General features: G+C 31.8%; 19 protein-coding genes. 12 read left to right on the top strand and 7 right to left on the bottom strand.

All coding sequences use genetic code 11. From position 1 onward, the window contains the following. The 9 genes from Q0050_RS13990 to Q0050_RS13950 all read left to right on the top strand — a co-directional run bounded on the left by Q0050_RS13990 (position 1) and on the right by Q0050_RS13950 (position 11,478). On the top strand, positions 1–453 hold the full coding sequence (locus tag Q0050_RS13990) for a CCC motif membrane protein (protein ID WP_298397141.1): 453 nt from the start codon (positions 1–3) through the stop codon (positions 451–453). A gap of 14 nt (positions 454–467) precedes the next feature. Continuing rightward, positions 468–1,628 (top strand): 4-hydroxyphenylpyruvate dioxygenase, encoded by a 1,161-nt coding sequence (gene hppD / locus Q0050_RS13985; protein WP_298397138.1) that lies wholly within the window; start codon positions 468–470, stop codon positions 1,626–1,628. Positions 1,629–1,925: 297 nt separating this feature from the next. After that, positions 1,926–2,702, top strand: coding sequence for a DUF3108 domain-containing protein (locus Q0050_RS13980; protein ID WP_298397135.1), 777 nt, complete (start codon positions 1,926–1,928; stop codon positions 2,700–2,702). Beyond that, positions 2,699–3,625, top strand: coding sequence for a tryptophan 2,3-dioxygenase family protein (locus Q0050_RS13975; RefSeq protein WP_298397132.1), 927 nt, complete (start codon positions 2,699–2,701; stop codon positions 3,623–3,625). Before Q0050_RS13980 ends, Q0050_RS13975 begins: the two co-directional genes overlap by 4 nt. Before the next feature lie 15 nt (positions 3,626–3,640). Then, positions 3,641–4,864, top strand: coding sequence for a M23 family metallopeptidase (locus Q0050_RS13970; protein ID WP_298397129.1), 1,224 nt, complete (start codon positions 3,641–3,643; stop codon positions 4,862–4,864). A 325-nt stretch (positions 4,865–5,189) separates the two neighbouring features. Then, positions 5,190–6,842 carry a glucose-6-phosphate isomerase gene (pgi, locus tag Q0050_RS13965; RefSeq protein WP_298397126.1) on the top strand — a complete coding sequence of 551 codons (1,653 nt, stop codon included), beginning with the start codon at positions 5,190–5,192 and terminating at the stop codon, positions 6,840–6,842. Positions 6,843–7,058: 216 nt separating this feature from the next. Beyond that, complete coding sequence (locus tag Q0050_RS13960) at positions 7,059–10,352, top strand: carboxypeptidase regulatory-like domain-containing protein (protein ID WP_298397123.1); 3,294 nt, start codon at positions 7,059–7,061, stop codon at positions 10,350–10,352. 95 nt (positions 10,353–10,447) lie between these two features. Beyond that, positions 10,448–10,879: a hypothetical protein gene (locus Q0050_RS13955; RefSeq protein ID WP_298397121.1), complete on the top strand. Its 432-nt coding sequence runs from the start codon at positions 10,448–10,450 to the stop codon at positions 10,877–10,879. A gap of 107 nt (positions 10,880–10,986) precedes the next feature. Continuing rightward, positions 10,987–11,478: a septal ring lytic transglycosylase RlpA family protein gene (locus tag Q0050_RS13950; protein WP_298397118.1), complete on the top strand. Its 492-nt coding sequence runs from the start codon at positions 10,987–10,989 to the stop codon at positions 11,476–11,478. Here the strand turns inward: Q0050_RS13950 and Q0050_RS13945 are convergent, their stop codons facing one another. Continuing rightward, positions 11,479–11,946, bottom strand: a complete 468-nt coding sequence (locus Q0050_RS13945; RefSeq protein ID WP_298397115.1) for a CYTH domain-containing protein — start codon at positions 11,944–11,946, stop codon at positions 11,479–11,481. Positions 11,947–12,036: 90 nt separating this feature from the next. Between Q0050_RS13945 and Q0050_RS13940 the strand changes: the two genes are divergently transcribed. The 3 genes from Q0050_RS13940 (at position 12,037) to Q0050_RS13930 (ending at position 15,806) form a co-directional block, all read left to right on the top strand. Beyond that, positions 12,037–14,061 carry a recombinase gene (locus Q0050_RS13940; RefSeq protein ID WP_298397113.1) on the top strand — a complete coding sequence of 675 codons (2,025 nt, stop codon included), beginning with the start codon at positions 12,037–12,039 and terminating at the stop codon, positions 14,059–14,061. Between the two features lie 3 nt (positions 14,062–14,064). Next, positions 14,065–15,147 (top strand): DNA polymerase IV, encoded by a 1,083-nt coding sequence (gene dinB, locus Q0050_RS13935; protein WP_298397110.1) that lies wholly within the window; start codon positions 14,065–14,067, stop codon positions 15,145–15,147. A gap of 143 nt (positions 15,148–15,290) precedes the next feature. Further along, the gene (locus tag Q0050_RS13930; RefSeq protein WP_298397107.1) at positions 15,291–15,806 is read left to right on the top strand and encodes a PAS domain-containing protein; all 516 of its coding nucleotides are present in this window, start codon (positions 15,291–15,293) and stop codon (positions 15,804–15,806) included. 68 nt (positions 15,807–15,874) lie between these two features. Here the strand turns inward: Q0050_RS13930 and Q0050_RS13925 are convergent, their stop codons facing one another. The 6 genes from Q0050_RS13925 to Q0050_RS13900 form a co-directional block, all read right to left on the bottom strand. After that, positions 15,875–16,630, bottom strand: coding sequence for a Bax inhibitor-1/YccA family protein (locus tag Q0050_RS13925; RefSeq protein ID WP_298397105.1), 756 nt, complete (start codon positions 16,628–16,630; stop codon positions 15,875–15,877). A gap of 110 nt (positions 16,631–16,740) precedes the next feature. After that, positions 16,741–18,171 carry a pyruvate kinase gene (pyk, locus tag Q0050_RS13920; protein WP_298397102.1) on the bottom strand — a complete coding sequence of 477 codons (1,431 nt, stop codon included), beginning with the start codon at positions 18,169–18,171 and terminating at the stop codon, positions 16,741–16,743. A 3-nt stretch (positions 18,172–18,174) separates the two neighbouring features. Further along, the gene (locus tag Q0050_RS13915) at positions 18,175–18,663 is read right to left on the bottom strand and encodes an IPExxxVDY family protein (protein WP_298397099.1); all 489 of its coding nucleotides are present in this window, start codon (positions 18,661–18,663) and stop codon (positions 18,175–18,177) included. Positions 18,664–18,777: 114 nt separating this feature from the next. Further along, positions 18,778–19,521: a ribonuclease III domain-containing protein gene (locus Q0050_RS13910; protein WP_298397097.1), complete on the bottom strand. Its 744-nt coding sequence runs from the start codon at positions 19,519–19,521 to the stop codon at positions 18,778–18,780. A gap of 6 nt (positions 19,522–19,527) precedes the next feature. Continuing rightward, complete coding sequence (fabF, locus tag Q0050_RS13905) at positions 19,528–20,781, bottom strand: beta-ketoacyl-ACP synthase II (RefSeq protein ID WP_298397095.1); 1,254 nt, start codon at positions 20,779–20,781, stop codon at positions 19,528–19,530. 185 nt (positions 20,782–20,966) lie between these two features. Continuing rightward, positions 20,967–21,203 carry an acyl carrier protein gene (locus Q0050_RS13900; protein ID WP_007137004.1) on the bottom strand — a complete coding sequence of 79 codons (237 nt, stop codon included), beginning with the start codon at positions 21,201–21,203 and terminating at the stop codon, positions 20,967–20,969. Positions 21,204–21,233: the final 30 nt, after the last annotated feature.

The following is a 21,233-nucleotide window of genomic DNA, read 5'->3' as shown; positions in this document are numbered from 1 at the left end:
ATGATTACAAAAAGTAAACTTTCAGCCGATCCAACGGCTTTGATATTGGGCATAATAAGTTTAGTAATAATTCTATTCGGATGTTGTTGTGGATTTTTGGCAGTTGTGTCTTTAATATTGAGCATCATTGGTTTGGTGACCGCAACTAATAGTTTGAAAGATTATTACGCAAATCCAGATGTTTTTTCTCATCAAAGCAAGCAAAATGTATATACTGCTAAGATAATTTGTATCATCGGTACTGTAGTTAGTGCATTATTTATACTGGCTTTTGCAGCAGCATTTATGATTTATCAAATAAGTTTATCAGATTTGTTTAAAGAAAAAATCGAAGAAATTAATAGCAATAAAGCAAATGATTCCTTGTTTAACAATGAATCTGTAATTGAATACAAAATAAATGATTCTATTTATAAAGACTCAACCTATGTTGATAGCTTAAATAGTAATTAAATAAAATAATAATTATGGCAAAAGATATAAAATCAGTAGATTACGGTCTAGAAAAAATATTTAGTGGCGCTCAAGATTTTCTTCCACTTCTTGGAACAGATTATGTTGAGTTCTACGTAGGAAATGCAAAACAATCGGCACATTATTACAAAACAGCATTCGGATTTCAATCGCACGCTTACCGCGGATTAGAAACTGGGTCAAGAGATTCAGTTAGCTATGTTCTAAAACAAGATAAAATCCGTTTAGTTCTAACTACTCCATTAAATAGTAGTTCACCAATAAATGATCACCTACGCAAACATGGTGATGGTGTTAAAGTTATTGCTCTTTGGGTTGAAGATGCTAAATCAGCTTGGGAAGAAACCACAAAGCGTGGAGCTGTTTCTTTTATGGAACCAACGGTTGAGAAAGATGAACATGGAGAAGTAATTCGTTCAGGAATTTATACCTATGGTGAAACGGTTCACATATTTGTAGAAAGAAAAAATTATAACGGTATCTTTTTACCAGGATTTGTTGAATGGAAATCAGAATACAACCCAGAACCACTCGGATTGAAATATGTTGATCATATGGTAGGTAATGTCGGTTGGGGTCAAATGAATCAATGGGTAAAATGGTATGAAGAGGTGATGGGATTTGAAAATTTCCTTTCCTTTGATGATACTCAAATCCATACTGAATATTCAGCTTTAATGAGTAAAGTAATGAGTAACGGTAACGGAAGAATAAAATTCCCAATCAACGAACCAGCTAAAGGAAATAAAAAATCACAAATCGAAGAATATCTTGACTTTTATGAAGATTCAGGTGTGCAGCATCTTGCTGTTGCAACAGATGACATTATAAAAACTGTGGCAGGATTAAAATCTCGAGGTGTTGAATTTCTTCCGCCACCACCACAAGCATATTATGATGATATTCCAAATCGATTAGGTGTTCATCGAGACATGATGAAAGAAGATATAAAGGAATTACAAAGGCTTTCAATTTTGGTTGATGCCGACGAAGATGGTTACCTTTTGCAAATATTTACTAAGCCAGTTGAAGACAGACCAACCTTATTTTTTGAAATTATTCAAAGAATGGGTGCAACCGGATTTGGTGCAGGTAACTTTAAAGCACTTTTTGAGTCAATTGAAAGAGAACAAGCTTTGAGAGGAACACTATAAAAGTTAAAAAATATTAAACATAAATCAAATTACAACGTTATAGTAGTGTTGTTTTTGTCAAATAAATGTTAAAGTTTATTTTTTGTTGCGAATAATTCAAAAAACGATATATCTTTGTACTCACAAAACGAAAAGGAGTGGTTTCCCCATTAGTTTTATATAAGTTTCATAATTTATAGTTTTTTGGTTGGTTAATAGCATAAAAACTCCGTCAATATTTGACGGAGTTTTTTTGTTTTAATACTTTTGGAACAAATATTGTATTATAGTTATTAAAATAACAAAAAGTAAATTAAAATGAAAAAGATAATTATAATAGCACTTCTTTTTTTAACTGTAAGTTTTGATTCTCAAAAGACGCCTGCGTTTGATGTTGGAGAATATTTTAAATTTAGAATTCATTATGGCTTAGTAACAGCTGGTTATGCAACGCTTGAGGTAAAAGAGGCTACTAAAAACAATAAAAAAGTTTTTCATGCCATTGGTCGTGGTTACACAACAGGAATGTCTAAATGGTTTTTTAAAGTTGATGACAACTATGAGTCTTATTTTGATAAAGTTACAGGTAAACCTTATCAATATGTAAGAAAAATTGACGAAGGCGGCTATACAAAAAACCAAGAAGGTATCTTTAATCAAGATAAAAATACTATCTTAGTAAAAGATTATAAAAACGATACTAATAAAACGTTTACTACTCCAGAAAATGTTCAGGATATAGTTTCAACCTTTTATTATTTGAGAAATCATCCCAATGTGAATAAATTAAAAGTGGGTGAATCTATAGCTATCGATATGTTTTTTGATGATGAAACAACAAAATTTAAGTTAAAATTCATAGGTAGAGAAGATTTAGATACTAAATTTGGTGTGGTTCCTTGTATGATCTTTAGACCATTAGTGCAATCAGGAAGAGTTTTTAAAGAGCAAGAAAGTTTAACCGTTTGGATTTCAGACGACGACAACAAACTTCCTTTAAGAATAAAAGCCAGTTTAGCTGTTGGTTCTCTTAAAGCGGATTTAGAATCTTTTAAAGGATTAGCTAATCCATTTACAATAAAAGTAAAAAAATGAACACAGAAACAACTCATTTAATTGAGGAATTAGAAAAAAAATTTGATGCTATAAATCAAAAAACAGATACGCATTTAGAAGGACTTCTTTGGTCTAAACCAATAACTTATTGGGATTATATTCAAACGGATGCCTTGTTGAATCTGCAAACTCAAAGAACCATTTTGCCCGACGAAATGGTTTTTATTATGTATCATCAAGTGAATGAGTTGTTGTTCAAAATGATTTTGTGGGAAATGAAACAAGTGTGTCATAAGGAGCAACTTGAAACCACTTTTTTCACAGAAAAATTAATGCGAATTTCACGCTATTTCAATATGCTTACAACTTCATTTGATATTATGGGTGATGGAATGGAAGTAGAGCAATACATGAAATTTAGAAACACATTAACTCCAGCAAGTGGTTTTCAGTCAGCACAATACCGATTAATAGAGTTTTCATCAACCGATTTAATTAATCTTATTGATTACCGTTTTAGAGCTACAATTGATAGAAATACGCCTTATTCTCACGCCTTCGAACACTTGTACTGGCAAGCGGCAGGTAAAGATTATAAAACGGGCGAAAAATCATATTTAATTTTAGAATTTGAACGAAAATATAAGGACGAATTTTTACGTTATATGGAAGAATATAACACCATTAATATTTGGCAAAAATTCAAACAACTGCCTGAAAATGATCAGAAAAATCCCGATTTAATTGCTGCAATGCGTCACTATGACAAAACAGTAAATATTACTTGGGTAATGGGACATCTAAATACGGCAAAAAAATATATTGAAAGCGGACAAGGTTCAGGTGAAGCAACTGGAGGAAGTGATTGGAAGAAGTACATGCATCCAAAATATCAAAGAAGAATTTTCTTTCCAGAATTATGGTCAGATGAAGAGTTAAAAAATTGGGGAGAAGATTGTTAAGATAAAACACTTAAATTGAAAAAGTTAGCTTTGTTTTTTATGGTTTTGTTTTCTGTGTATTCTTGTAAAAATACACAGGAAGATTTTATTATTGAAGATGTGGAACCTTACAAGCCAATTGTCGATTATGGTTTTCATTTTGATCAATTCAATGTTCATTTTGACACCATTGGTAGACAAGATACTTTTGAAAAAATACTTAAAAAACAAAATCTTAACGGGAAAAAAGTATCGGAAATACTTAAAATCATTAAAGATTCTTTTCCAACAACTGTCGGATTTAAAAGACCTTACGTTTGTTTACGATCCAAAGACAAGTACAACAAACTGCAATATTTAATTTATCAACCCAACAGAATTGACTATTATCTTGTTGATTTAACAGATTCTATTGTGGGGTTCAAAAAGTCAAGACCATTAACATTTAAGGTTAGAACAGTCGCAGGAGAATTAACAGGACCATTAACCAAAACTTTAAGAGATTTAAAAATCGATCCAACATTATCAGGTAGACTTACTAAAGTTTTTGCGTGGTCAATCGATTTTTTCAAGTCTAAAAAAGGCGATAAATTTGCATTAAGTTTTACTGAAAGATACATTAATGACACCATTTATGATGGTGTTGATAGTTTGCGAGCAGCATTTTTTGAATATAAAGGCGAGAAGATTTATGCATTTCCATTCATTCAAGATCGAGGCGGAAAGGTTGATTATTATAACGACCAAGGTAAAGCCTTAAAAAACTTTTTTCTTAAAGCACCTTTAAAATTTGTTCACATCACTTCTAAGTTTTCTAAAAACCGATTTCATCCAGTGCAATTAAAATGGAAACCTCACAAAGGAACTGATTATGCAGCGCCAACAGGAACACCAATTATGACTACCGCAGCAGGTGTTGTAGAGCAGGCAGGATACACGGCAGGAAACGGAAATTTTGTCAAAGTAAAACACGATAAAACCTATGCAACGCAATACTTACATATGTCTAGAATTCTTGTAAGAAGAGGTCAGCGTGTTAAGCAAGGCGAAGTTATTGGTAAAGTAGGAAGCACCGGATTAGCTTCAGGACCGCACGTATGCTATCGTTTTTGGAAAAACGGAGTTCAAGTCGATGCACTAAAATTAAAGCTTCCAAACTCGCAAGTTATGGAAAGTAGAAATTTACCACGATTCAAAGAACAAATTAGACCTTTAAAAAGAGCTCTTGATAGCGTGGCAGAAATAAAGTTCAAATCATAAATTAAAGCGACAGATAATTGTCGCTTTTTTGTTTTTTTGAGTTGTCTAATTGTTTCTAAATAACTGTATTTATTTATTGCTTTTTAAATGTGATTAAAGATTTTGTAGTCAGTTTGAAAAAATATTATTCCGTTTAATTGTAAATTTTGAACCTGTTCTAATCAAAAACTTTTGTAATTTATTGTTATGTTCATCAATTTTCTTAGAAGATTTTAAATTATAAATCCAACTACAACGTTTGCATTGTCTTTCTACCTATATATTTACTCACACTTTAATGTTTTTACGATCTTTTATCTAATTTTGTGACTCAAAATAATTAACTATGTCGTTACAGAACACTAATCCTACTCATACTAAAGCTTGGCAACAACTTCAAGATCATTTTTCTAAAATGGAAAACAATTCTATTAAAGAAATGTTTCAAAATGACGAAAAAAGAGCTGAAAAATTTCACATTCATTGGAATGATTTTTTAGTAGATTATTCTAAGAACAATATCAATCAAGAAACAATAGATTTATTACTTGAATTAGCAAATGAAGTTAATTTACAAGAAGCTATTTCTAAATATTTTTCAGGTGATATAATTAATCAAACTGAAAATAGAGCTGTGTTACATACTGCATTGCGTGCCAATGAAGATGATGTGATTCTTGTAGATGGTAAAAATGTAATGCCAGAAGTTTTTGAAGTTAAAAATAAAATCAAAAACTTTACGGATGAAATTGTGTCAGGAGAAAGAAAAGGTTACACGGGAAAACCATTTACAGATATAGTAAATATAGGAATTGGAGGTTCTGATCTTGGACCGGCAATGGTAGTTGAAGCTTTGCAATTTTATAAAAATCACTTAAACGTGCATTTTGTTTCTAATGTTGATGGTGATCATGTTAATGAAATTATAAAAAAAATAAATCCCGAAACAACTCTTTTTGTTATTGTTTCCAAAACATTTACAACCCAAGAAACCTTAACCAATTCAGAGACCATAAGAAGTTGGTTTTTATCCAGTGAATTTGGTACTTCTCAAGATGATGTGGCAAAACATTTCGTAGCAGTTTCAACAAACATTCAAAAGGTAACAGCATTTGGAATCGATGCTAATAATGTTTTTCCAATGTGGGATTGGGTTGGAGGTCGTTTTTCCCTTTGGAGTGCGGTTGGTTTGTCAATAAGCTTAGCTGTTGGATTTGAAAACTATAATGATTTATTAAAAGGTGCTAATAAAATGGATGAGCACTTTAAAAATGAATCCTTTGATAAAAACATTCCTGTAATACTAGCTTTGTTAAGCATTTGGTATAATAATTTCTTTGGTGCCGAAAGCGAAGCACTGATTCCATATACTCAATATTTACAAAAGTTAGCACCATATCTACAACAAGGAATTATGGAAAGCAATGGTAAAAGTGTTGGTCGTGACGGCAAACCTGTCGATTATCAAACAGGAACAATTATTTGGGGCGAACCTGGAACCAATTCTCAACACGCGTTTTTTCAGTTAATCCATCAAGGAACTAAGTTAATTCCAACTGATTTTATTGGATATGTAACGCCTTTATATGGTGACACTAATCATCATAATAAACTAATGTCAAACTTCTTTGCACAAACAGAAGCTTTATTAAACGGAAAATCACCCGAGCAAGTAAAAGCAGAATTTGATAGTCAAGGTGTATCAGAAGAGCAAGCAGCATTTCTCTTGCCTTTTAAAGTTTTTTCAGGGAACAAACCAACTAATACACTATTAATTAATAAGTTAACGCCTAAATCTTTAGGGTCATTAATTGCTTTATATGAACACAAGATTTTTGTTCAAGGTATAATTTGGAATATTTTTAGTTATGATCAATGGGGTGTTGAGTTAGGAAAACAGTTGGCTAACTCCATTTTAAATGAAATCACAAGTGAAAAAATTAAGGAGCACGATAATTCAACTACTTTTTTACTAAAATATTTCCTTGATAATAAGTAATTTATAAAATTTATAAAGTAAAACTCAAGCCTCAATGCCAATAAGTATTGAGGTTTTTTTATTAAAATTCATAAAATAGCAATAAATTCATATAAAATTAGGCAATAGTTAAATTTGAATGCGAAAAACGCAACATTTTTCAGTTTCTTAACATTGGCTTAACACATATGAGCTATTTAAATTGGAATTTTGCACCGAAATCTAAACACATTAAAAATGAAAAATTTTAAGAAATGGGGCTTTTCAATAGTACTATTGTTTATAGTATCATTGGGCTTTTCACAAGGAAATACCAATTCCTCTTTGTCGGGAAAGGTTGAAGATAAGGATGGTACCTTGCCAGGTGCTTCTGTTTTAGCCGTTCACACTCCTTCTGGTACAAAGTATTCTGCATCAACAGATGAGAAAGGATATTTCAGAATTTCTAACATGAGAACTGGTGGACCTTACAAAGTTACTTTCACGTATGTTGGCTACAAATCAGAATCACAAGATGATATCTATTTAGCTCTTGGTGAAACATTTAATACTAATGTAGTATTAACTTCTGAATCAAGTGTTTTACAAGAAGTTGTTCTTCAAACAAAACGTGATAATGTTTTTGATTCAAATAAAACAGGAGCTCAAACTGTAATTGATTCTAAAAAAGTTCAAGGTTTGCCTTCACTTTCTAGAAATATTGCAGATTTTGCTAGATTAACTCCTCAAGCGCAATTGCGTGGAGATGATGTAATATCAATTGGTGGTCAAAACAACCGTTACAATGCGATTTATATTGATGGAGCAGTTAATAATGATGTTTTTGGATTATCTGCAAACGGAACAAATGGTGGGCAAACAGGAGTAAGTCCAATTTCTCTTGACGCTATTGATCAATTTCAAGTGAGTGTTGCTCCATTTGATGTTAAAATTTCTGGATTTGCTGGTGGTGCAATTAGTGCAACTACAAAATCAGGTACAAATAATTTTGAAGGGTCGGCTTATTTCTTCAATAGAGATGAAACATTAGCTGGAAAAACTCCTGCTAATCTTGCTGGTGCTGCTGCAAGAGAAAGACTTGCTGAATTTTCAGCTAAAACTTATGGAGTTCGTGCTGGTGGCGCAATAATTAAAGATAAGTTATTTTATTTCATCAACTACGAAAGACAAGATAACGAAACACCACAACCATTTAATATCAATAATTACACTGGAAATATTGGTATCGCTAGTGGTAATCCTTTCAGTGGCGCTTTGGCTACACAACAATTAAATACTTTAGTATCATTTTTAAATACTAATTACGGTTATAATGCTGGTGAGTACAATAACAGTTTTCAAAAATTAACTAGTGATAAGTTAATTGCTAAAATTGACTGGAATATTAGTGACAAGCACAAACTTGCTTTACGTCACAGTTATGTAAAAGCAGTGAACTTATCTCCAAGTAATTCATCTCCAAGAGCTATTAACTTTTCTAATGGTGGTGTAGATTTTACTTCAACTACAAATTCAACAAGTTTAGAATTAAATAGTAGATTCAATAATAAATTTTCAAATAATTTAGTAGTTGGTTACACTGCAGTAAACGATGATAGAAATCCTATTGGAAAATCATTTCCAGCAGTTGAGATTAGAGATGGTAGCGGAACAATTTTCTTAGGTTCAGAAGCGTTTTCTACTGCTAATTTATTACTTCAAAAAACATTAACGATAACTGATAATTTCCAAATCAATACTGGAATGCACAACATCACTATCGGTACAAACAATGAATTTTCAAGTTCTAAAAACGTATTCTTTGGTAGAAACTTCGGTTACTACAGATATAATAGTTTAGCAGATTTCTTAAACAATGCTAAACCAAATCGTTTCCGTTTAGGTTACTCTTTAGTTGGTGGTGAAGGAGATAATTCTCTTGGAGCTGCAGAATTTGACATCATGCAACTTGGTGGATACATTCAGGATGAAATGCGTCTTACTGATAATTTCAAATTATCTTTAGGTTTCAGAGTTGATGTACCAGTTTGGGAAGACGGATTAGCAAATAATGATTTTAATACTAGAACTGTAGGTATTTTAACAGCTAACGGTAAAGATTTACAAGGTGCAAGAGTTGGTAAAAAAATCGACAATTACGCACATATTTCTCCAAGATTAGGATTTAATTACGATCTTAAAGGAAATAAGAAAACACAAATTAGTGGTGGTTTAGGTATTTTTACTTCAAGACTTCCGTTAGTATGGCCAGGTGGAACTTACAACAATAATGGTGTTACTCAAGGAGCGATTGATATCAATGGTACAACTAATCCAACTATGCCATCATTCAACCCAAATCCAAGTACTGCTAGTCAGTTAATTTCTAATGGAAATCCAGTTGGACCACTTCCAGGTAATGTTGGAGCGCCAGGTCAATTTGGTGGAAATATTGATTTATTCTCTAAAGATTTCCGTTTGCCACAAGTATTCAAAGCTAGTTTAGCAGTTGATCAACGTTTACCTTACGGTTTTACAGTTTCTGCAGATATTACTTATAATGATAATATTTCAGCTATTACTTATGAAAACTTAAACTTAGCTGAACCAACTCAATTTTTAACTGGTCCAGATAGAAGACCTCGTTACAGTACTACACGTCTTGATCCAACTTATCAAGGTATTTACTTAGCTTCTAATACAAGTGCAGGTGAAGCTTACAATACTTCTGTAACAATCTCTAAATTGTTTACTGCTAATAGATTTAATGTAAACTTACAAGGTACTTATGCTTACGGTAGATCTACTGTATTATTTGATGCTACATCATCTCAAAACAGTTCTCAATGGAACAACATTGAAACAGTAAACGGTTCAAATAAAATTAGTGGTGTGTCAATGTCTGATTTCTCTCAAGGAACAAGACTTTTAAGTAATGGTGTTATCACTTTCAAATGGAATAAAAATATCAAAACAAGATTAGGTTTCTACTATGAAGGTGCTGAAGGTGCTCCATTTAGTTATGTTTACAATGACAACGGAAACATTTTAAGAGATACATTCTCTGAATCAGCGTTGATTTTTGTACCAGCTAAACAAAGTGATATTATTTTAGTAAATGATCCAGTTACAAATTTAACTGCTGCACAACAATGGGCTGCTTTAGATGCTTACATTTCTAATGATTCATACCTTAGTTCAAGAAGAGGTACTTATGCTGAAAGAAATGGTGACAGATTAAAATGGAGCCACGTTGTAGATATGAAATTTGCTCAAGAAATTTCTTTCTACACAGGAAAAAGAAAACATACTTTCGAATTAACAGCAGATATATTTAACTTTACAAACTTGTTAAATAAAGACTGGGGAAAACGTTACTTTGCTACATTTGATCAAGTACAATTGTTAGATTTCGTTGCAGTTAATGCTAATGGTCAACCAACATTCCGTTTCAATCCAAATGTTGATGCAACTAAAAACCAAATTGATGATTCAGGTTTAAACTCTTCAAGATGGCAGATGCAAGTTGGTGTAAGATACACATTCAACTAAATATAATTTTTTCATAATTTTAAAAACTCTTTTACATTTATTGTAAAAGAGTTTTTTTCTTTTCCTATATTTGTTAAAATAAAAATCAAATTACTATGTATAATTTTATTCAAAAATTTCATTCTGGTTGGGCTTATTTAGCACTATTGCTTTTAGTTGTTGCAGTTCTTAATGCTGTAGTTGGTATGACTTCAAAAAAAGAATTTACTGCAAAAGATAGAAAAATTTCACTTTTTGCATTAATCGCTACCCACATACAATTAGTTGTAGGATTGATTTTATATTTTCTTTCAGATGTTGGATTTAAAGCATTCTCAACCGAAGGAGCAATGAAGATTGCAGAGCTAAGATTAACAATGTTAGAACATCCTTTAACCAATATCATTGCAATTACTTTAATTACTATTGGATGGTCTAAACATAAAAAAGCAGCAACCAATGAAGCTAAGTTCAAATCAATAACTTTATTCTATGCTTTAGGTTTGGTTTTAATTCTAATAAGAATACCATGGAGATTGTGGTTATAATATAAAAATAAGTCCTGAAAAGGACTTTTTTTAGCTTTGTCAAATTACTTCTACTGACAATATTGGTTATTTGGTATCATTTTTGAAAACAAGTCTTAAAATATATTATGAAAAAAAAGACACCCTTATTTATATTTCTTTTGTGTTTGAGTTTGTTCTTTACTAGTTTATCTTTTAAAGCGCAAAACGGTACTTCAAAAGATTTAAAAAGATTAAAAACAGATTCAATTAAAAGAGACAATATTGTTGCTGAAACAATTGATATTGACACTACAGTTGCTTACAAAGGCAAGTTCAAGCCTTTTAAAAAGAAAGTACATGCATCATACTATGCCGATAAATTCAACGGAAGAAAAACGGCAAGTGGTAAAAAATATGACAGTTCTAAACTAACGGCGGCACATAAAAAATTCCCTTTTGGTACAATTTTAAAAGTTACTAATGAATCTAACGGAAAATCGGTTATTGTTGAAGTGATTGACAGAGGACCATTTGTTAGAGGTAGAGAAATTGATTTATCTAAAAAAGCTTTTATGAATATTGTAAACAATAAAAGATCAGGTTCTGTAATTGTTACAATTGAAGTACTTCAAAAATAGTTACCAACTTTTAAAAGGATTTTGACTGATGTACGAATTATAATATCGTTCATTATTAGTTACCTCTGTTCCAAGCCAGTTAGGTTTCAAAATGGTGTCGTTTTCATTTTCTAATTCAATTTCGGCTATAATTAATCCGTCATTTTCTCCATAGAAAACATCTATTTCTATGGTGTGATTTCCAGTTTTTACCTCATAACGTGTTTTTTCTATCACACCTTTTTCGCATAATTTTAAAAGAGATTGTGCTTCTTCTAATGCAATTTCTTTTTCCCATTCATAACGTGAAATGCCACTATCGCTGCCAATACCTTTGATGGTAATGTATCCTTTGGTTCCTTTTATTCTTATTCTAACAGTACGTTGTGGATCGGAACTTAAATAGCCTTGAGCAATCTCATTTTTGGTGGTATACTCGTTTAAAAACTCTAATGAAGTTACCAAATACTTGCGTTCTATTTCTATCATTATTTAAAAAATCGTTGAGTGTAAATTTAGTACCAAGTTAAGGAATTTCTAACTTTGAAATCGTATTTTTACAATAATAAATAGGATGTTATGAATTTACGCCATAAAATAAAATCTCAAATCACTATCGATGAATTATTTGAAAATAATTTAACACATGTTTTTTCTCAAACAGATAGTGATTTATATTTTTTAGTTGATTTAGTGCACCTATTTCGGCCTAAAAACCCAAAAAATGTTGATGTTATTTCTATTTCTAAGCTATTAAATTTTCTAAAAGCTAATGATGCTCAAAGAAACTTTCTAAAAAATTACTTAATTACAATTTTGCAAAATAGAAAGTTTACTAATTTCCTTGCTGATACAGGAATTCTTCAGAACACAGATTTTATGTTTGAAGTAAAAAGTAGAATCTTCGCTAAAATTTTACCATATCAACCACAAAAAGAGACGTTAGAATACATACTAAATCAAGTTTTTTACAGAAGTTCAGATGCTATTTGGGTCAATAAAATTCCAATGGATGAACTTAAAGAGTTTTTTGAATTGGTGGCGTTTTCTGATATTTATGCTTCCACTGAACAAGATACACCTTTGATGGAAATAATCAGTTCTATGGGATTGCTTTCTCAACGAATGAGCGGTCACGCAATGGATAGTGAGGTCTTGATGATGACACCTGAGTTTAGTAATTTAGAAAGCCCTTTTGTAGCTTTAGAAAAAGAATTATATGCTATTTTTAATCAAATAAAGTCCAATGAAAATCATTTCATTTCTTCGGATAATGAAAATTATAAACAAGTTTTAGTTTTACATACGCAATGCAAAGAGTACATCGACAAAGCTTTCAACAACAGTTCTAAATTTGGAATCTCCTTACGTGTGAATCAAAGTTTGTTAAAAATTAGACAGCAACTGCATCGAATTAAAGTGTTGCTGCCTTTAATTACCGTTAATAATCCTTCCGAAAAAGTTGGAAACACCATTAATTTGGCTTTGAAATTGATTAAATACAATTGCCATAAAAACAATGTTCGTCAGTTAATTGGCGAGAGTACACAACTTATTTCTTATGAAATAACACAACATACAGCAAAAACTGGTGAACATTATATCACAGAAACCAGTAAAGAATACTTCGCAATGTTAAAAGCCGCAGTTGGTGGCGGAATCATTGTGGGTTTGTTGTGTGTGATTAAATTATTATTTTCTAAAGTTGAAACGAGTGATTTTGGCCACGCAGTTTTATACAGTCTTAATTATTCTTTTGGGTTTATAGCTATCTATTTATTAGGCTTTACGCTTGCAACTAAGCAACCTGCAATGACTGCGGCAACGATAACTACAGCATTAGATTTGGGAATGAAGAAAAGACATAAGTATGAGAACAAGCACAGTTCTTTTGCCCATTTATTTGCACGATTATTTCGATCGCAATTCATTGCTTTTGTTGGCAATGTTTTGATAGCTTTTCCGGTTGCACTTTTAATTATTTGGTTAGTAGACGTTAGTTTTGAGGTTAACTTAGCTTTCGAGAAATCTTCTAAATTGTTAAATGATTTGAGTCCAGTACATTCTGCTGCCATATTGCACGCAGCCATTGCAGGAGTTTTTCTTTTTCTATCTGGAATTATTTCTGGTAATGTTTCTAATAAAAATAAGCACAATAATGTATACTACAGAATTCAAGAACATCCTTTTTTGAAATTAAGTTTTGGTGAAGAGCGTACTAAGAATATTGCAAATTGGTTTGAAAGAAATTGGGCTGGCGTTGTTTCTAACGGTTGGTTTGGTGTTTTTTTAGGAAGCACGGCTTCATTAGGATTGTTTTTCGGACTTAATTTAGATATTAGGCACATCACTTTTGCGAGCGGAAATTTTGCGTTGGGTTTGTATGGACAAAAGTTTTTTGTAGATGGTTGGACAATTTTTTGGTCTATTTTCGGAATTGGAATTATTGGTTTTATGAATTTTATTGTTAGTTTTTTACTTTCGTTAGGATTGGCGTTTCGTTCTAGGAATATTCCAATTTCTGAATTAACACTTTTAAATAAGGCAATTTGGAGTTATTTTAAAGAACGGCCGATGGCTTTTTTCTTTCCAGTAAAAGAGTAGTTTATGGACGCAGAAGTAGTTTTAAGAAAAATCATTCACGTAGATATGGATGCGTTTTATGCTTCTGTGGAGCAAATGGATAATCCAGATTTGCGCGGCAAACCAATTGCAGTTGGCGGAAGTGAAGTGCGAGGTGTAGTGTCAGCAGCAAGTTATGAAGCACGAAAATTTGGCGTTAGAAGTGCAATGAGCGGAGTTCAAGCAGCAAGAAATTGTCCTGATTTAATTTTTGTACCACCACGATTTGATAGGTACAAAGAAATTTCAATTAAAATTAGAAAGATTTTTTATGATTATACCGATTTGGTCGAACCACTTTCACTTGACGAAGCCTATCTTGATGTTACTCAAAATAAAAAAGGAAATCCAAGTGCGACATTAATTGCAGAAGAAATTAGAAAACGAATTTTTGAAGAAGTTAGCTTGACAGCGTCAGCAGGAATTTCAATTAATAAATTTGTTGCTAAAATCGCATCAGATTATAATAAACCAAACGGACAAAAAACCGTAAATCCGCACGAAGTAGAAGAGTTTTTAGAAAAATTGGATATTAAAAAGTTTTATGGTATCGGAAAAGTTACCACCGAAAAAATGTACCAACACGGTATTTTTACAGGCAAAGATTTAAAATCTAAATCTAAAGAATACTTGGAACAACATTTTGGTAAAAGTGGTGGTTTTTATTACCATATTGTGAGAGGAATTCACAACAGCGAAGTGAAACCCAACAGAATTTCAAAGTCAGTTGCTGCTGAACATACTTTTAACGAAAATCTGACTTCCGAAATTTTTATGCAAGAACGTTTAGAGCGAATTGCGGCCGAATTAGAGAAGCGTTTAAAGAAATACAACTTATCTGGCAAAACAATCACTTTAAAGATAAAATATAGCGATTTTACCACGCAAACAAGAAGTAAAACCTTACCTTATTTTATTTCAGATAAAGGATTGTTATTTGAGACTTCCAAAGAATTGCTTTATCAAGAACGAATGAAAGATTCTGTTAGATTATTAGGAATTTCTATTTCAAATTTAAATACCGAGATAAAGAAAACAGTTGTGGTTCAGTTGCGATTTGAATTTTAAGTGTGCTGCATATTAAAATTGTCTTAATTTAGGAAGTGGTTTTAATAAAAAATCATAAAATTTCAGTTGAACAAAAGTTAATCTTTCTTTTTACGTTATTCATTTCAAAAAATCATTTTAGATTTGTTCCAAATATATTAAAAATGAAGCTTTCAAATTACGAAAATGCAATGGCAAAATATTATAGTACTTTGTCATTAAGTAGCTTTCCTTTAACTTGTTGGGATTTTTATTCTAAAAGTTTCGACAAATTGAGATTAACGCTATCCGATACAATGTTGTTAAACAAAATTGTAGAAGAAAACAAATGGAATTCAACTTGGGATTATAAAGAAGAATTAGAAAATGATACAGTAATTGTAGTTACTGATGCTAAATTACAAATTGTTTTCGCGTCTAATAATATTGTCAAAATGAATGGTTACATTCCAGATGAAGTTGTAGGTAACTCTCCGAAAATGTTTCAAGGTGCTGCTACCAATACCACAACATCTAAAGAGATTAGCGAAGCTGTTAAATCATTAAAACCATTTGATAAAGTCATTATTAATTACTGCAAAGATGGTTCGTTATACAAATGTCATATTAAAGGATATCCAATTTTTGATAAAAAAGGAAATCTTACGAACTTTATTGCATTTGAAAAAATTGCTGCTTAAACCAAATAATAAAGTGCATAAAAAAAGCTATTCATTTACGAATAGCTTTTTTTATTATTAAAATAAAATTAATCTCTGCTAGATAATTTAGATAACAATCTCAAGAATTCAATGTATAACCATACTAATGTTACCATCAATCCCATTGCGCCATACCATTCCATAAATTTTGGCATTCTTTGTTCAGCACCTTTTTCTATTTGATCAAAATCTAAAAACAGGTTTAAAGCTGCAATTACAATAACAAAAACACTAATTCCGATGCTCATCATAGAATTTCCGTAGTGAACCGGTTGAAAACTTGTAAACATTGATAACAACCAAGAAACTAAATAGTAAACTCCAATCGCTAGTGTTGCTGCGATAACAACCGATTTAAATTTTTCGTTAACTTTTACGATATTGTATTTATATAAAGTAAAACAAACTAAGAACGTTACAAAGGTTCCACCAACAGCTTGAATTACTAATCCTGGATAACTTGCTTCAAAAAATGCCGAAATACCACCAATAAATAATCCTTCAAATAAGGCATATGCTGGAGCTAAATAAGTAGAAAGATGTGGTTTAAAAGAGGAAACTACTACCAAAATCAAACCAATAATTGCGCCACCAATAGTTAAAACAATAGGATTATATCCATTGAAAGCTAAATTCCAAGTTATTAATGCTGTTCCAACAAGTAAAGCCAATAAGATGAAACTTTTGTTTATAGTTCCAGAAATGGTCATTGTTTCGTTATAATCTATAACACTCACGTTATCATTAGCTGCAGACGTGTTTGTGAAAGATTTAGATTTAAAAAAAGGGTTTTTAGATTCCATAGTTTTAATTTTTAAGTTAGTCAAATATACTTTTTCTTTTGAAATGTAAAAAGGATTATCAAAATATTTAACTATTTCGATAATCCTTTTGATTTATTTTTAAATGAGATTTACTCTATCTCAGAAATTCTTAAAGTATTTACCATTCCTTTATCAACTACTGGCATGGCAGCAAGATTGATTAAAATATCACCTTTTTTAACATATCCGTTTTCTTGTGCGATAAGGTTAATATCTTCGACAGTATCATCTGTGCTCACAAATTTATCATAGAAAAAAGCATTTACACCCCAAAGTAAATTCAATTGTGTTAGAATTCTTTTATTAGAAGTATAAACCAAGATATGTGCTGATGGACGCCAAGCCGAAATTTGAAAAGCCGTATAGCCACTATTTGTTAAAGTAGAAATAGCTTTGGCTTTTATATCATTGGCCATAGTCGCTGCGTGATAGCAAATAGATTTTGTAATAAAACGTTTCGTTCGAACTTGTGGAGGAGTTAATGGCACTTGAATTAGCGGTGAATCTTCAACTGCTTCAATAATTTGTGTCATTTTTTCAATTACTTGAACAGGATAATTTCCAACAGAGGTTTCACCTGATAGCATTACTGCATCGGCACCATCCATTACCGAGTTAGCAACGTCGTTAACTTCAGCTCTTGTTGGAGTTAAACTGGTGATCATAGTTTCCATCATTTGTGTTGCCACAATTACAGGAATACGAGCCGTTTTAGCTCTATGAATTAATTTCTTTTGAATCAACGGAACTTCGTGCGCTGGAATTTCAACTCCCAAATCACCACGTGCTACCATCAATCCATCGCAAAATGCAACGATTTTGTCAATATTTTCAACCGCTTCTGGTTTTTCAATTTTAGCAATAATCGGAATTTTATGATCAGAATTTTTCGCAATTAAATCTTGTAATTCTTCTAAATCGGCCGGAGTTCTTACAAACGATAAAGCTATCCAGTCTACATCTTGCTCAATAGCAAAAAGAGCATCTTTAATGTCTTTTTTTGTAAGCGCAGGAAGTGAAACTTTAGTATTAGGAAGATTTACTCCTTTTTTAGACTTTAATGGTCCGCCTTGAATAACTTTACATTTTACTTCGGTGGTTCCGTTAGTTTCTAGTGCTTCAAACATTAATTTACCGTCATCCAAAAGAATTTTTTCACCCGGATTTACATCTCTTGGAAATTCAAGATAGTTCATGTAAACTCTATCTTTGGTTCCAGGCACATCTTCGGCTGTTTGAAAAGTAATGATATCACCAGGATTCACTACTACATCTTCGCTCATTACACCAACACGAAGTTTTGGACCTTGCAAGTCGGCTAAAATAGCGGTGGTGTAACCATTCTCAGCGTTTAATTCTCTAATAATATCAATACGTTCTTTTACATCAGTATAATCAGCATGAGAAAAGTTGATTCGAAACACGTTTACTCCTGCTTCAATCATGTCTTTAATGACTTCTTTTGAACTGCAAGCTGGACCTAGCGTGGCTACAATTTTTGTCTTTTTTCTTGTTGGCATTTTTTAAAAAATTAAATTATTTTTTGATTTTATTTTTTCAGAATCAATAGCATAAACCATTTTTATACTTTCGATTTTATTTATTTTTGAAACGATTTCGTTTATTTTTATTTCATTTACAGCATTTTCAATTTTTAGAAAATAATCTACCTTTTTGTACTCGGGCAAAAGATAGGCTGAAGTCGAAAATTTAGCATCAAATCCTGAAAATAAATCTTTACTGGTTTTATTTTCAAAAATTTCTATTTCATTTTTATTTTGAACCAAATCCCATTTGATAAATTTTTCTTTGTCTTCAAATGTGAAACGAACAAAAGAAGTTGTTCCTTCTTTTACTTGTGATTCTACATCGTTTTTATTTTTACTTAAAAAAATAGTAAGATGAAGGTTTAAAAAATAGGCTAGTCGGTAATCTTCCAATGGAGTGTGTAAAGCGATTATATAAAAATCAATCTCTTCAAAATCTTCTATTGATAGTTTGAAATTAGCCATTTTATGCCAAAATAAGTTGTAAATATAGTGTTTCTATAAACTCAAAACACCAAGGAAGTATTAGATTAACGTTATTTTATAAACGAAAACGTTATAGTTTTATAAGAATTTCAATTAAATTTTGTTAATTTTTTCTTGAAATGCAAAATAAGCTCGTTTTGCTGCAATTTCTTCTGCTTTCTTTTTTGAAGTTGCTCGTGATTTTGCAATTACTTTATCATCGATGCTTAATTTTACACCAAAAAAACGTTGACCGTCGTTTCCGTTATCGTCAAAAACATCAAAGTTGAATTGTTTTTTTTCTTTTTGACACCATTCGATAACCAAACTTTTGTAGCTTATTACTTTACCTTCTAATCGGGTAATGTCAACATACGGAATAATCACCTTTTGATAAATAAATTTTTCACAACCTAAATATCCTTTATCAAGAAAAATTGCTCCAACTAATGCTTCAAATAAATTGCCATGAATGTTTTCGCCAAAGTGCGATGACGGAACTTTACTATCCACATAATCAATTAAATGCAAATCTCTACCAAGTTCATTCAAATGTTCGCGACTCACAATTTTAGAGCGCATTTTGGTTAAATAACCTTCGTCACCGAGTGGCGCTTCTTTATATAAATGAGCTGCTATAACCGAACTTAACATAGAATCACCAAGAAATTCTAATCTTTCATAATTAAACGGATTACCATCATTATCGGTTTTATTAGATGAGCGATGTGTAAAAGCTTTTTCGTAGTGCTTTAGATTGATAGGTTTAAAACCGATAATTTTTTCAACAGCAATAAAAAAATTCCCGCCTTCTGTAGGACGGGAATTTTTGAAAAATATTTTTTTAAGTAAACGCATTAAAACTTATTCTTCTAATTTTTTGAATAATACACAAGCGTTGTGACCACCAAAGCCAAAAGTGTTACTCATAGCAACTTTGATATCTCTTTTTTGAGGCTTGTTTAATGTCAAGTTCAATGATGGATCAATGTTTTCATCAACAACAGTATGGTTAATTGTTGGTGGAACGATTCCGTTTTGCATAGCTAAAATTACAGCAATCGCCTCAATTGCGCCAGCAGCACCAAGTAAGTGTCCTGTCATTGATTTCGTTGAATTGATATTAATAGTTTTGGCGTGATCACCAAAAACGTGACTAATTGCTTTCAATTCGGCAACATCACCAAGTGGAGTTGAAGTTCCGTGTGTGTTGATATGGTCTACCATTTCTGGAGTCATTCCAGCATCACGCAACGTGTTTTCCATAACGGCAATAACACCAATACCTTCTGGATGTGGCGCGGTTAAATGATAAGCATCAGATGACATTCCGCCACCGCCAATTTCGCAATAAATTTTTGCACCACGAGCTTTTGCGTGTTCATATTCTTCTAAAACAATTGCACCCGAACCTTCACCTAAAACAAATCCATCGCGCGTTGCATCAAACGGACGCGAAGCTGTTTCTGGACTTTCATTTCTTGTGGATAATGCGTGCATTGAATTAAATCCGCCCATTCCTGCAATAGTTACTGCCGCTTCCGAACCTCCAGTGATTATTACATCACACATTCCTAAACGAATGTAGTTGAAAGCATCGATCATTGCATTAGCCGATGATGCACACGCAGATACCGTAGTATAATTTGGACCCATATAGCCATTTCTCATAGAAATATGAGCTGGAGCTATATCGGCAATCATTTTAGGAATAAAAAACGGATTGAATTTTGGTGTTCCATCGCCTTTAGCATAGTACATCACTTCATCTTGAAAAGTTTCTAATCCTCCAATTCCTGCACCCCAAATTACTCCAACACGGTGTTTGTTTACATTATCATGCGTAATTCCAGCATCTTTGATTGCTTCATCACTGGCAGCAATTGCATAATGAGAAAATTTATCTAAGCGACGAGATTCTTTACGATCCATATAATCTTCAATGTTGAAGTTTTTAACCTCGCAAGCAAATTTTGTTTTATGCTTTTCAGTATCGTAATATGTAATTGGAGCGGCACCACTTTTTCCATTAATTAAACCATCCCAATATTCTTGAATGGAATTTCCAATAGGAGTTAATGCTCCAAGACCTGTTACAACAACACGTTTTAATTGCATATAATTTTTTTTAAATATATTTTAAACAAATAATACCCTGTTTTCTTTACAATAAAAGTTTAAAGATACAAGGGTATTTTCAATATAGTGTGATTGAAAATCAATCAAAAATAATCTAATTTTTATTGAAATCAAAAAATAATAAAAACCCGCACACATTTAATGCATACGGGTGTTTTATTTTATTATTTTTTTGCTTCTTCGATGTAAGAAATAGCTTGACCTACAGTAGCAATGTTTTCTGCTTGGTCGTCTGGAATTTGGATATCAAATTCTTTTTCGAACTCCATAATAAGCTCAACAGTGTCTAATGAATCAGCTCCTAAATCGTTAGTGAAGCTTGCTTCTGTTACAACTTCATTCTCGTCAACGCCTAATTTGTCTACGATAATCGCTTTAACTCTTGATGCAATGTCTGACATAATCTTTAATTTTAAAATTTAAATTGTTGG

This window comes from Flavobacterium sp., from assembly GCF_027483985.1.
GTDB lineage: Bacteria > Bacteroidota > Bacteroidia > Flavobacteriales > Flavobacteriaceae > Flavobacterium.
The sequence above is the reverse complement of the archived record's forward strand: the minus strand, read 5'-3'. Positions and strand labels throughout refer to the sequence as shown.